Genomic DNA, 13,899 nt, shown 5'->3' with positions numbered 1-13,899 from the left:
TCTATTTTTATTTAGTTTAAATAACAACTAATATTTCTTATTTATTTTTTTGCATACCTAAATCCTCCATCTACCATGAAAAAAGAGATTTATTTTACCCAAACGGAATGGCGTCGGGATGACGAAGTGGTTACCCATTACATTCGAAAAAGGCAAAGTATTTATGCCGATCAATACCATAAAGGCATCATTCCCGAAGCCGAATTACTGGAAATCATTACCAACGCTACCTGGGCACCCACCCATAAAATGACTGAACCCTGGAGGTTCGTGGTTTTAACGGATAGCCAGCTGGTTAAATACGGAACTTACATGTGTTCGTATTATCGAAATCTGTATGAGGATATACCTGATGCTGAGAAAAAATTAGCAAAATACAATTATCTGAAAGATTATCCGCTTAAAGCGGCTTGTATAATCGCAATCATTTTCGTTAAAAGCACAAGGGTTAATATTCCGGAATGGGAAGAACTCGCTGCTGTATCCTGTGCGGTGCAGAATATGGCCATCAGTGCAACTTCATTTAAAATTGCTTCCTATTGGGCCACTGGTGGATCTGCAATTGACTATGTAAAAACGCTTGGCTTAGCTGAAAATGAGCAGTCGCTCGGCTTATTTTTTATGGGCTATACCAGCGATTCGACTGTGCCAGTTCAGAAGAAAAGAACAGCTATCGATCAAAAAGTAACCTGGCGCTCCTAACCTAAAAACCAACCTCAAACTATGGAAAATATATCTTACCCGGAACTGATCGCAGATCAGACCTTGAATGCTATGGTTCAGCCATTCGATTTTCAAGACCTTTTTCATCAACATACAGCCGATTCTTACAGCCAGGCCATAGACCAGGCGAAAGCGATGGTGCTTAAATTTCTCGATCAGCAGCAAAAACCCTTTAGTGGCATTACGCCGCTACAGTTGGGGGAGCAGTTTAAAAAGATTGAGTTCGATATACCTTTAGCAAATTATGATGCACTTTTTCAGGAAGTTCAGGAATTATATGTAGATCATGCTACCGCTTTTCATCTTCCTAATTACATTGCACACCTCAATTGCCCTGTAGTTATCCCTGCACTTGCGGCAGAAGTACTCATCAGTGCGATCAATTCTTCGCAGGATACCTGGGATCAAAGTGCGGGGGGAACCCTGATGGAACGTAGGTTAATTAACTGGACGGCTCAGCAAATTGGTTTCGGTGAGCAGGCAGATGGAGTATTTACCGGCGGTGGATCTCAAAGTAACCTGATGGGCTTGTTGCTAGCAAGGGATTGTTTTGCACAAAACAGGCTTAATCACAATATTAAAGTGAATGGAAACCCTCCTGAAGCTTCCCGGTTCAGGGTTTTTGTTTCTGATAAATCTCATTTTAGTAATCAGAAAAATGCTTCACTTCTAGGTTTAGGAGAGCGAGGAGTGATCCAGGTAGAAACTGATAATCGCTTTAGAATGAAGCCAGATGCCCTTGAAGCAGCAATTGAAAAGGAGCGCGAACGAGGAAATATTCCTTTCGCAATTGTGGCTACAGCCGGAAGCACTGACTTTGGTAATGTTGATCCACTGGAAGCAATCAGCGACCTGGCTGCAAGATATAAAATTTGGATGCATGTAGATGCTGCGTATGGCTGCGGTTTACTGCTTACAGATCAGCACAGGCATTTATTGGCAGGGATAGAAAGAGCAGATTCCGTTACTATCGATTATCATAAATCATTTTTTCAGCCGATCAGCAGCAGTGCATTTATTGTTCGCGATAAAAAAACGCTGGAGATCATCAAACACCACGCAGATTACCTGAACCCCAAAGAACAGGATTATGAAGAGTACCCCGCACAAATTAATAAGTCGATTACGCAAAGTACCAGGAGATTCGATGCACTAAAATTATGGTTTACACTGAGGTTGTTGGGCAGAAGTAAACTCGGATCTTATATGGACACCGTGATTTCTACTGCCCGGGAAGCAGCAGTTTTTATAGATCTTGATCCTGAACTGGAACTGCTGAGTACTTCTGATATTAGTGTACTGGTTTTCAGGTGCAAGCCAGGCAACCTGCCAAATGTAAATCTTTGTGCCTTAAATCAATACATCAAAAAGAAAATGTTCCACACGGGTGAAGTATTAGTGGCCAGTACTAAAGTGGATGGAATCTTTTACCTGAAGTTTACCATTTTCAATCCGATCACTACTATCCATGATATTCAGCATATTCTAAGCATCATCAAAACTTATGGAGCAGCATATTCTGAATAATAATCAGCCGGTTGCTGATGGAGACAGTCGGTTTTTTACAGCCATTGTGAACCAATACTGCCTGGAATTTGGAGGTTGTACGCGATACATGGGAATCCCGGAATATGATCAGGTATTGTCCAGAGGAATCAGCAAGAGTGGCTTGGATTTGCATTTGAAAATTGCCTTTCCTGCAAGTGGTGCGGAAGTTTTTATACCGCTAATCTACTTCAGCAGTATTGGGAAACATATTTTTAAATTTCCCGCTTTCATGCATCATTTGGAAAAAGATGAGGTGATGGATATCAATGTGGCTAAATTTTTAGAATTGGCAGTTGCTGAGGTACAGATTCTTTATCCGGAATGGCAATCGATAGATCAGGCATTGTTTATATCTCATGCTCTGGCCATCGCCAGGTTAAAGATCAGTTATAAGGAGTCCGTGGAGGAACAGTTTGCTCCTGTTATTAAAAGGTTTAAAGCGAAAATAACAGGAGATCAATTATTATCCAATGATTTAGTAATGTCCTGGTTTCAGCAATATTTGAAAGGAATAAGCGATCGGCCATCTCCTCTATTTGAACTAGACGAGGTTTTTCAGCTGGTCAGTCTTTTAGGAAGGTATAAAGTTATGGAAGAGCAGGAATTGCTGAGATGTGTTTACCTTCAGTTAAAATCTATTGCGCAACAAGAAGAGAATGAAGCTATTGAAAGCCTACTTCATCAGCGGCGTTTAGAAATTAAAGGAGAACTTTTTAATTGTACAGGAAATTATGTGCGATCGATTTTTAATCCGCTACAGTGCTATTTTTATAGTACTAAACTGCTTGCTCCACCATCAACAGCACATGTTTTTTATCGATATTTTGATCAGGAAAAAGTAGCCATCAAAATCCGGCCATTTGACCTGGAAAAAGACCTTCCTATGGTTCATCAGTGGTTTCACTCAGAACATGCCAAAGCCATCTGGAAAATGGACTGGTCTTTAAAAGAATTGGAGCATTTCTACCGAACGCTGTTGGCAGAAGGAATTTCACATAGTTATATTGGTGAAGTTAACAGAGAAGCAACTTTCAATTTTGAAGTTTATTGGGCTACAAGAGATATCCTGGGCGATTATTACGACGTTTTGCTATCAGATTATGGTACCCATTTATTCATCGCTCCAACAGATAAGCAAAAGAAATTTCCATCGCTCATTACAAGAAGTATTGTAGAGTGGCTTTTTATGCAACCAGAAGTAGGTAGGTTAGTAGGAGAAGGGGCTATCGAATCTCGGGCGGCACTCATGAATAAGGTACAGGTAGGTTTTAAACTTCAGCACATTATCGAGATGCCGCATAAAAAAGCATATCTCAATTTCTGCTTACGGGAGTGGTATTGGGAGAAATTTCCTCAAAATCATCATCATTCATCTAACACATTTATCCATGAAAACACCTAAAATTTACGATATAATCGGGATTGGAATTGGTCCGTTTAACCTGGGCCTTGCTGCATTATCCCAACCAATAGCAGATTTTAATACGCTTTTTCTCGATCAGTCAGACGAGTTTAACTGGCACCCGGGTTTGATGCTGGATGAGGTAACACTTCAGGTTCCCTTTATGGCCGACCTTGTAACCATGGCCAATCCGGCCAGCCCATACAGTTTTTTAAATTACATGAAGCACAGTGGCCGCCTGTATAAATTCTATATCCGGGAAAGCTTTTTTATTTTTCGAAAGGAATACAATGCGTATTGTAGGTGGGTGCTTGAGCAATTAAACAACTGTTTATTTTCCAGGCAGGTGGTGTCGGTAACTTATGATCATCCTGTTTATGAGGTAACCGCACGGGATACACATTCTGGAGAGATGAGCACCTGGCAAACCTACAAATTGGTTTTAGGTACAGGCACAAGCCCCTATATTCCACCAGCGATTAAGAAAAAAACGCTTCAAAATGTAATTCATACTTCGCAATACCTCAACCATAGAGATAACCTGGCTAAAAAGAAATCGGTTACCATTATTGGTTCGGGCCAGAGCGCTGCAGAGATTTTTCAGGATTTACTTCCGGAAGTTAAAAAAGGAATGCGGTTAAACTGGTTCACACGGTCTGAACGTTTTTTCCCTTTGGAAAATCATACCAAGTTAACCCTCGAGCTTACTTCACCGGATTATATCGACTATTTCCATAACCTGCCCGAAGTGCAAAGGAAGGATGTACTCGCCCGTCAAAGCATCTTGTTTAAAGGCATCAACGCAGAGCTGATTAATCAGATTTATAACAGTTTGTATGCGATGGACATTAATGATGAGAACCTCAAAGTGGTATTGATGGCCAATAGCAGGTTGAATGATATTTGCGAGGAAGAGGATGAATCTTATCTGCTGAATTTTTCACATGTAGAGCAGCAGAACAATTTCGAAATTAATACTGATTATGTAATTCTTGCCACGGGCTATAAATACGTAGAGCCAGAGTTTATGACTGGAATTTCGAACCGGATCAGGCGCCTGCAGGATGGAAATTATGATGTGCGTAGAAATTACACCATCGATGAGGCAGGGGATGAAATTTTTGTTCAGAATGCAGAATTACATACCCATGGAATTTCCACACCTGATTTAGGTATGGGAGCCTACCGGAATTCACAAATTATCAATCAAATTACCGGAAGAACTATCTATGCCGTTGAGGAAAGAATTGCATTCCAATCATTCAGCACTTCAGATCTTCCTGTTCACCTGAAATCAGCTGTTGATTTAACCCTTTAAACCCAAAAATGTGTTACTGAGAATACGCCATTTATTTGATTTATTTAGAATAGCGCTACAGGGTACTGAAAAAAACTTCACCTCTGGAAGTGTGAACAGGGCAACTTTTTTGCTTGCTGTGCCTACCATGCTGGAGTTGAGTATGGAATCACTTTTTGTGCTGGTTGATTTGCTTTTTGTGAGTAGCCTGGGCGAACGGGCAATTACTGTAGTGGGGATCACCAACTCAGTAATTATTCTGATCCAGTCTGTAGCTACCGGCTTAAGCATTGCTGCTACTGCCGTAATTTCGAGGCGTGTGGGTGAGCAAAAGCCAAAAAGCGCAGGTCTTGCAGCCATGCAGGTGATTTACCTTGGCATTATTTTATCATTGGTTTGCAGTTGTATTGCATTGATTTTTAATCAGCAGATTATGCAGTTTGCAGGCGCTTCAGAAAGCCTGGTGGCCTATGGGAATGTGTTTTCTAAAACCATGTTCGCTGGTCTGATTTTTATGATCATGCGGATGCTGATCAATGGCATATTTCGCGGCTCTGGCGATGCCTCAATGGCCATGCGAACATTGGCATTTTCAAACGTTCTTAATGGTTGTTTATGCGCGATACTCATTTTCGGTTTGGGCCCAATTCCTGCTTTCGGCATATTGGGCGCCGCTATTGCTATGGTTACTGCCAATGTATTTAGTGTAAGTTACCAGGTATGGTACCTGATCAAAGGTAATAAGCGCATTGTAATCTCCAGGCAACAACTGGTGATGGTCCCATCCTTAATGAAAAGGCTGCTTAAGCTAGCGGCCGCCGGCATGGTTCAATATCTTGTTCCGTCTTCCAGCAGGTTTATCATGATTGTTATTGTAGCCAAGCTTGGAGAAAGCGTGCTGGCAGGTTATATCATTGCCAACCGGATTATCATGTTTAGCGTATTGCCAGCCTATGGAATTGCAAATGCTGCTGGCGTGCTCACCGGACAGAATCTTGGTGCTAAACAGCCCGACAGGGCAGAAGCATCCATTTGGAAAACTGGTGTATTTAATATGTGCTATTTGGGAAGCATCGCAGTTTTTCTACTGTTTTATTCCAAATCTGTTGCCAGTTTTTTTACCCATGAAACAGCAGTGTTAACGTATGCCTCCGAATACCTGCAATACATGTCGATTGCTTTCTTTTTCTTTGGCTATACGATGGTAATCTCCAGGGCACTCAACGCTGCAGGAAATGTAAATACAGTAACCGCACTCTATATCCTTATGTTTTACATTATTCAGTTGCCGCTATCTTATCTGCTCGGAATTTATTTTCAATGGGGCCCAAAAGGAATTTTCCTGGCCATCCTGATTTCTGAGATTGTACTTTCCTGTAGCTGCGTTACTGTTTTTAAAATGGGAAAATGGAAAACTGTTAAAATATAAAACCTCCGAATGGAGAAAAACATCATCAAAACCACTATCTAATATGAACAACATAGAAAAATTAAAACAGGCATTTTCTGAAGCACTGTCAATACCAGTTGACCAGGTAACGGAAGATTTAAAATACCAGGGAATTGCAGAATGGGATTCTGTATCGCATCTGTTCCTGGTTGAAGCCATTGAAACCGCATTTAACCTGACCATTGCAATTGAGGATGTGTTGGAAATGTCGAGTTTTACGAATGTAAAACAAGTGCTGAATAAACTCCATGTTACCTTTAACTGATACTCTCTATGGAAAATCTATCCCGGCTTTACGAACTGATATTAAATAACAGCGCTTTACAATACATTGATCCTTTAACAGGGATTTCCCGAACACCCAAAGATTTTCATGAGTCTTTAGCGATAGATGAAACTTCAGGGTTGGTGTTTCTTTACCTAGATAATCAGCTGAAATCTGTTGAAGTTTTGCTAAACTTTTTGAGGAGTAATTTTACGATTGCCTTATTGAGTCCGGCTTTAAATGAGGATTATAAAACAAACCTGGAGCAACATTATCGGCCTTACTATATTTATGATCCGTTACAGGGCGCAATTAATGGTTATACTTCGGTTAATGCAGGACCTGAACATCAATTATTCAGGCAAGAGGTGGCGACTAAAACGGAGGTTCATCCGCAGATAAAATTATTAATCAATACTTCGGGAAGTACGGGATCTCCGAAATTTGTGAAACTATCTGATCGAAATATAGTAAGCAATGCTTTATCTATTGTAGATTATTTGCCTATTCATCAGGCTGATGTTACCCCACTTAATCTGCCATTGTTTTATTCTTATGGTTTCTCGGTTTTCACTAGTAATTCTCTTGCAGGCGGTAGCATCATTTGTACCAACAGCACCATTATGGAAAAGGAATTCTGGGCGGAGTTGGAGCAGTTTCAATACACCTCATTGGCTGGCGTTCCTTATGTTTATGAGATGTTGAAACGAATTGGGTTTCTGGAAAAGAAATATCCATCATTACGTTATCTAACCCAGGCTGGAGGACGGTTAAATGAATCTATTTTAGCAGCATTCGGGCAATATGCGGTTGATCATAAAATCTCTTTCTTTTCCATGTATGGACAAACTGAAGCCACGGCGAGAATTTCTTATCTGCCACCAGAATACCTGCTGGATAAATTAGGATCGATCGGGAAGCCGATTAAAGAGGGTAATTTGGATATCGACGCGGAATCTGGCGAATTGAGGTATTATGGACCTAATATTTTTGGTGGATATGCGGCCAAAGTTGAAGATTTATTGGCCTATAAACAGGATACGGTACTGCTTACTGGCGATTTGGCAAGAACAGACCATGATGGCTTTTTTTACATCACAGGAAGGAGTAAACGGTTTATTAAACTTTTTGGGGTAAGGATAAATCTGGATGAAATTGAGCAGATTTTGAGTGAAAAGTTTAGTGGTATAAGATTCATCTGCATCGCAGAGGAAGATAAGTATATGGTTGTTGCCTATGTAGATGCAGGGATTGATGAAAAAGTGATAAAGCAATTACTTTTTGAGCAGGTAAAAATTCATCCTGCCTGTGTGAAAACTAAGCTACTGGATAGTATTCCACTTACGCCAAACGGGAAGGTAGATTATATGGCAATAAAAGATGAAATATTGGTGTGATGTAATTTGGTTGTAGCGGATCTTCATTCAGCTTTGACAACTTTATATCAGGTGGGCTATTAAAGTTGTCAAAGTTTATTCTTTTAATTCAGATGGGTTATTAAGGTTGTCAATATATTGCAAATTATTGCCAGATTTGCCTTTAGAAAACAACGATTAAAATGAGCGTAATTGCACTGAAACTAGGAAACTACACCGTAAATAAAAGCAAAAAATTTTCATTAATTGATTCTTCAGTTGCAGAATCGGGAGCAAAAGTCGCTATCCAGCCTTTTTTAATTACCACAGAAAAAGATTTGATCCTGTTGGATGCTGGCATCAATTTAAACCAGGGCGAAGTTCCTCCAATTTGCCAACGCTTAAAAGATGAAAATGTTGATCCCGACCAGGTAACGAAAGTCCTTATTTCGCATTTGCATAAAGATCATATTGATGGCATAGGGTATTTTTCAGACAGGAAATTCATTGAAAGTTTTCCTAATGCAACCATCTATATTCAACAGCGCGAATTAGATTTTGCTTTAACACAAGAGGGAAATCCATCCTATCGCATAGAAATGCTGGAGCAGCTGGCATTGCTGCCGAATGTTGTTTTGCTTAATGATGATGAGGGCAATATTACAGATGAAATTTCATATGAGGTTTCTGGCGGACATACACCTCACCATCAGGTATTCTGGATTAAGGAAAACGAAGAAACAATTTTTTACGGTGCCGACAATTTACCACAACGAAACTATCTTAAGTTTCAGGTGGCCTTCAAGAATGATTACGAGGGAAGAAAAGCACTCGAAGCACGCCAAAAGTGGGAGGAAGAAGGAAGGCAACAAGAATGGAAGGTACTGCTTTACCATGATATGGAAAAACCGATTATTAAATTCTAGTTATATTACTCTGAGTGTGATTAATAATATGGATTTAACCACCCCGCCCTTTGGGCACCCCACCTCCGGAGGGTGCAAAATGCTATAAATTAAGGGTGGTTAAAACTAGAATAACTGTTTAAATTGTGTTTTAATGCATGTTATTAACCAAAATCACCTTATTCTGTCTCTTCCAAATTCTGGAAAAACAAAAAACGTGCTTTGGTAGCATCTGTTTCGGCGCTACTATTTCCGTCTATCCTCAAGAATTCTCCCTTGTTTCCACTGTTGTAAGTTGGCCAGTTAGTAAGTTGAAGTTGGTCAATTCCAGGGCCATTAGGGTTTCCATTTTTAATAAAATTGATGAAGTAGCTCTGCATTTGTTTCGATACCTTATAATCTTCTGCCTTCCAATCGTAATTGTCCTGAACATCGAGATTACCTAGCGCGTATTCGATTTCAGAGGCGTGGAATGAAGTACCGGTAATTACTTTATTAAGCATTTTTTTGATCAATACCTGGAAAGCATTTCCTTCTCTAATGGTCCGTTGATTTAGACCAGGGTGGGGGTGAGCAAATAAATACCTATAAACCGGGGCAGATTTCTGTTGTGCATGTAATTCTGCAAACTTCCAGCTGCTGTAATTAATTAATCTATCACTCATTAACTCACTCGAAGCTTTTTTCACCTCTGCATTTGTTTTTGCAGGGTAAAGTGCTAGAACATCAGCGGCTTTTTCTTTATAAATTTTCTCGACGGCAGTTTTGTAGTTTTTAGTATTGATGCGGCGAAGTCTGAACAATGCTGCTGCGGGAACTTCTTGTGCATTCCAGCCAATTAACAGAGGGACTTTTGCTTGCTGTTTGGCAATGAAAGTTTTTTCCGGATTTTCTTTTAGGAAATAGCCATCTATCGTAGGTTTGAAACGGCGCGGATTTCCTTTTTCTACAAATTTTAGCAATTTTTCTGCAGGCATCAATCTCATCTCTGAAATAGAGCTTGATTTAGAAAAGCTAGTCAGTTCTGTTCCCAATTCTTCTGATTTTTTCAAAGGAAGCACTAAAGCACGAACGTCAATCAGTGAACCACTTTCTGCAATCGCACCCGTAAATAAACCACGTGAAAGTGGCGAAACCATATGTGCACTTACCGATTGGGCGCCTACAGATTCACCTCCAATAGTTACGCGATCAGGATCTCCGCCAAATTGACTGATATTTTTTTTAATCCATTCCAAAGCGGCTACCTGATCTAACAGGCCATAATTTCCAGAGCCGCCATAGCCAGACTCCTTACTGAGTTCTGGATGTGACATAAAGCCGAAAACGCCAAGCCGATAATTAATAGAAACATAAACTACACCTTGTCTAGCCATGCTTTCGCCATCGTATGCAGGTTGTGATCCATCGCCATGGATGAAAGAGCCACCGTGAATAAACACATAAACAGGACGTTTTTCCTGATTGGATTGGGCAGAAGTCCACACATTTAGGTAAAGGCAATCTTCACTCATCTCCGTCGATCTGAATTCATATAAAAGATTCGATTCTTGCACCGGGCGTGATCCAAACCGATCTGCATTTCTAACACCTTTCCAGGGGAGCGGTGGTTGTGGTGCTTTCCAACGAAGATTACCCACAGGAGCAGCGGCGTAAGGAATCCCCTTAAATGATAAAACCCCATTTGCGGCAATCGAACCCTCAACCCGTCCGCCTGTTACTGCAACGTGTTTGGTTGATAATAAACCTTTTTCATTATTGGCGACAGCGAAATTAGTGGCGAAGAAAACTAAACAGAGTGTAAGCAGGAAGAAATTTCCAGGAGATTTAAACATGAAAGACAGCCGAATTTTTGATTAACAATGGATCTGATTTAATGGTATTTCTAGCAATGAAAGTATAAAATTGGAACGTCAACTATTTAATTCTATTGCCATTAAAATAAAATTTTTTCAGGCAGTTAAAATTTGTAGGTAAGCCACAGCACATCATCCTCAATTTGTTTTACATTTTCGAGTTTCATTAAGGTTGCATCATTACCTTTAACTTTTGGATCGATTTCAAAAAGTGATGAGGTTTCTGTTCCTCCATCAGCAATAGGTAATAATAGCTGGTGAAGTTCATCAATTAATCCTGCCTGAAGGAAGCTTCCATTAATCCGGGCGCCACCTTCCAGCATCAGTTTTTCTATTCCGAACAGTTTACGTAGTTTATTTAATGCTACAGATAAATCTATTTCATTTTTTCCGGCGAAAATATAAGATATGCCAATATCTTGAAGATGTGCGAGATATCCGTCTGACACATCCTCAGCTAAAATCGTAATGACATGATCGCCATCCATCGTGGATTCGAGCCACCCTAACTTAGCTTGACCATCTAGAGCAATGGCGAACTTTCCAGAATTGTTGTGTTTGCCAACAAAATCGCCCCGATCCATAGCTGGAGATTCTTTTTTGATCACTGGCTTTGCAAAGTCGGTAAAATCTTTTTCCATTGTGGTACGGCCAACAATCCAGGCTTTAATGCCGATTTCTTCATGGATCTGTTCAAATTTCCCTTTCAGGGTTTCCATTTTTTCACTAGTGCCCCATTTTTCTCCGAGGATTTTCCCATCAACTGAAGTCATCATCAGACAGGTTACATATGGGCGTTCTTTTTTCATATCAATCTTGGATTAGATTAAGTTTAACAAAAAATAGAACAGGCTTGTTTGTAATTTATGGAAGGGTTTTATTATTGATATCAGAAAAAGATCTTTATTAATAAGGAAAAATTATTTAACAAATGTTAAAGGTGGATGGTTGAGGATTATATAATTTTGGAAACTGAATTTAATAACATGGAGCATATCACAATTACTGCAGCTACGGCTGAAAGCATTAGCATAATTCAACAAATTGGTAAGGAAACTTTTTACGAAACTTTCTCCGCTAGCAATACAAAAGAGGATATGCAAAAGTACCTCGATGAAAATTTTAGTGAAGAAAAAGTTAAAAGCGAATTAAATAATAAGGAATCGATGTTTTTCGTTGCATGGGATGAAAGTCTGCCTGTAGGTTATTTAAAAGTAAATGTTGGAGCTGCCCAAACGGAAGACCAGGGAGATATGGCTTTAGAAATCGAACGGATTTATGTCAAATCGAGTCATCATGGTAAAAAAGTTGGCCAAATGCTTTACGAACAAGCCTTGGTTACTGCCGAACGATTAAAGAAAGATACCATATGGCTAGGCGTTTGGGAAGAAAACCCAAGAGCGATTAGGTTTTACGAAAAAAATGGGTTTGTTGCTTTTGATCGGCACATTTTTAAAATGGGTGATGATGAGCAAACTGATATTATGATGCGTAAAACGTTATCATCTTTAATTAAATAATGATCTTAGTATTTCTATTACAGGTTTTGGCGCCTTGCTACAACCCTGAGTCCTGGTCTTAGCATCTCGCTAAGAAACTGTCTAAATTCATGAATGAAGATCAACTTGCGAAGTTTTAGTGGCCCTTGTTGTGGGAAATACTTCGAAAGTTTTATGGTACTCTCATCAAAACTTACGAAATTCTTCAGCGCTCAGGCCTTGGAAATTTCGTAAGTTAATAAATTATAATTTTTAGACAGCTTCTAAGACCACCTCATTTAATTAAAATTGCTTAGGATTTATCCACTTACCTCCAACCTGAAGTTCAACTTCATTATAACTTCATAAATCTGTAGTTATTTCGTACCAGTATTAATCAAATGGGGTATGCTAATCTACAGAAGGCAGCGGTTTCAAAACACCACTGTTATCTGAAATTAATTTCCCTCAAATTAATCAGATAGAAAAAAATCAGATAAACTATTCAAAAAATCAGACAATGAAAAGAAATGTCATGTACCTCGCTTTGGGTGCTTTGCTTTATGTAACAGGTTGTACTTCAAAAAAAGAGGAAAAAGAAGAAGTAGTTACTTATGCAGTTACTACACCGTTAAATATCGATACTTCGTTTACCAAAGAGTATGTTTCACAGATCAAATCAGTGAGGAACATCGAAATCCGCGGACAGGAAAAAGGTTATTTACAAAACATTTATGTAGATGAAGGTCAGCATGTACATGCTGGACAGATCCTATTTAGGATTATGCCTAAAATGCTTCAGGCGGAGTTGTTAAAAGCACAGTCAGAAACTAAATCTGCAGAAATAGAACTTCAGAATACTAAATTACTTACAGATAAAAATGTCGTTTCCAAAAACGAGTTAGCCATGGCCAAAGCAAAACTACAATCGGCCAATGCCGAAACTGCGATGGCGAAAATGCACCTTGGTTTTACCGAAATCAGGGCACCATTTGAGGGTACAATAGATAGAATTCCTTTAAAACTCGGAAGTATGGTAGAGGAAGGCGCTTTATTAACAAGCCTTTCAGATAACAGTCAGGTTTTTGCTTATTTCAACGTTTCAGAACCTGAATATTTGAATTACCAATCAACAGTTAAAGCAAAAGGACAACAGGAAGTAAGCTTGCTTTTAGCCAATAACGAATTGCTGAAATCAAAAGGGAAGGTGGAGTTGATTGAAAGTGAATTCGACAACGAAACCGGAAACATTGCGTTCAGGGCCAGATTTAAAAATTCTGATAATCTGCTTAGAAACGGAGAAACCGGTAAAATTCAAATGGTTGTTCCATTGAAGAATGCATTGGTTATCCCTCAAAAAGCAACCTATGAAATTCAGGATAAAACCTATGTTTTCGTAGTGGATAGTAAGAATAAAGTGCATTCCAGGGTTATTACGATAAAAGGCGACCTGCCAGATTTATATATTGTTGGAGATGGTTTAAGCCTTGGCGATAAAATTTTGCTGGAAGGCGTACAGAAAGTTAAAGACGATGATAAGATTGCCTTTAAGTTTCAAAAACCGCAAGATGTGATCAACAGCTTGAGATTGAAAACCGAATAATTTACACCTTCAAACTT

Annotated in this window: 12 protein-coding genes; 10 read left to right on the top strand and 2 right to left on the bottom strand. The window is 39.4% G+C overall.

The annotated features are described in order from the left end of the window. The first annotated feature begins 75 nt into the window (after positions 1-75). The 8 genes from ACN1CD_RS17720 to ACN1CD_RS17685 all read left to right on the top strand — a co-directional run bounded on the left by ACN1CD_RS17720 (position 76) and on the right by ACN1CD_RS17685 (position 8,966). Positions 76-702 carry a nitroreductase gene (locus ACN1CD_RS17720; protein WP_419131732.1) on the top strand — a complete coding sequence of 209 codons (627 nt, stop codon included), beginning with the start codon at positions 76-78 and terminating at the stop codon, positions 700-702. Positions 703-723: 21 nt separating this feature from the next. After that, the gene (locus ACN1CD_RS17715) at positions 724-2,250 is read left to right on the top strand and encodes a pyridoxal phosphate-dependent decarboxylase family protein (RefSeq protein ID WP_419131731.1); all 1,527 of its coding nucleotides are present in this window, start codon (positions 724-726) and stop codon (positions 2,248-2,250) included. After that, positions 2,228-3,673: a GNAT family N-acetyltransferase gene (locus tag ACN1CD_RS17710; RefSeq protein WP_419131730.1), complete on the top strand. Its 1,446-nt coding sequence runs from the start codon at positions 2,228-2,230 to the stop codon at positions 3,671-3,673. Before ACN1CD_RS17715 ends, ACN1CD_RS17710 begins: the two co-directional genes overlap by 23 nt. Further along, positions 3,660-4,991, top strand: coding sequence for a lysine N(6)-hydroxylase/L-ornithine N(5)-oxygenase family protein (locus ACN1CD_RS17705; protein ID WP_419131729.1), 1,332 nt, complete (start codon positions 3,660-3,662; stop codon positions 4,989-4,991). The genes ACN1CD_RS17710 and ACN1CD_RS17705 overlap by 14 nt, the downstream gene beginning before the upstream one ends. A 10-nt stretch (positions 4,992-5,001) precedes the next feature. Then, positions 5,002-6,399, top strand: coding sequence for an MATE family efflux transporter (locus tag ACN1CD_RS17700; RefSeq protein WP_419131728.1), 1,398 nt, complete (start codon positions 5,002-5,004; stop codon positions 6,397-6,399). A 43-nt stretch (positions 6,400-6,442) separates the two neighbouring features. Further along, positions 6,443-6,685 carry an acyl carrier protein gene (locus ACN1CD_RS17695; protein ID WP_419131727.1) on the top strand — a complete coding sequence of 81 codons (243 nt, stop codon included), beginning with the start codon at positions 6,443-6,445 and terminating at the stop codon, positions 6,683-6,685. A gap of 8 nt (positions 6,686-6,693) precedes the next feature. Further along, positions 6,694-8,082: an AMP-binding protein gene (locus ACN1CD_RS17690; protein ID WP_419131726.1), complete on the top strand. Its 1,389-nt coding sequence runs from the start codon at positions 6,694-6,696 to the stop codon at positions 8,080-8,082. 161 nt (positions 8,083-8,243) lie between these two features. Continuing rightward, entirely contained in the window at positions 8,244-8,966 is a 723-nt protein-coding gene (locus tag ACN1CD_RS17685; protein ID WP_419131725.1) for an MBL fold metallo-hydrolase, read from the top strand. 158 nt (positions 8,967-9,124) lie between these two features. On the opposite strand, the gene ACN1CD_RS17680 is transcribed toward ACN1CD_RS17685, so the two are convergent. Both ACN1CD_RS17680 and ACN1CD_RS17675 read right to left on the bottom strand, forming a co-directional pair. Then, a complete protein-coding gene (locus ACN1CD_RS17680; protein ID WP_419131724.1) occupies positions 9,125-10,780 on the bottom strand; it encodes a carboxylesterase/lipase family protein in 1,656 nt (551 codons plus the stop codon). Positions 10,781-10,905: 125 nt separating this feature from the next. Continuing rightward, positions 10,906-11,610 (bottom strand): RibD family protein, encoded by a 705-nt coding sequence (locus tag ACN1CD_RS17675; RefSeq protein ID WP_419131723.1) that lies wholly within the window; start codon positions 11,608-11,610, stop codon positions 10,906-10,908. 177 nt (positions 11,611-11,787) lie between these two features. On the opposite strand from ACN1CD_RS17675, the gene ACN1CD_RS17670 reads away from it, so the two are divergent. Further along, positions 11,788-12,321 (top strand): GNAT family N-acetyltransferase, encoded by a 534-nt coding sequence (locus ACN1CD_RS17670; RefSeq protein WP_419131722.1) that lies wholly within the window; start codon positions 11,788-11,790, stop codon positions 12,319-12,321. Between the two features lie 478 nt (positions 12,322-12,799). Continuing rightward, the gene (locus ACN1CD_RS17665; RefSeq protein ID WP_419131721.1) at positions 12,800-13,882 is read left to right on the top strand and encodes an efflux RND transporter periplasmic adaptor subunit; all 1,083 of its coding nucleotides are present in this window, start codon (positions 12,800-12,802) and stop codon (positions 13,880-13,882) included. Positions 13,883-13,899 lie beyond the last annotated feature (17 nt).

The organism is Pedobacter sp. N23S346 (assembly GCF_048515415.1).
GTDB lineage: Bacteria > Bacteroidota > Bacteroidia > Sphingobacteriales > Sphingobacteriaceae > Pedobacter.
This window is presented reverse-complemented; position numbering and strand designations above follow the sequence as displayed.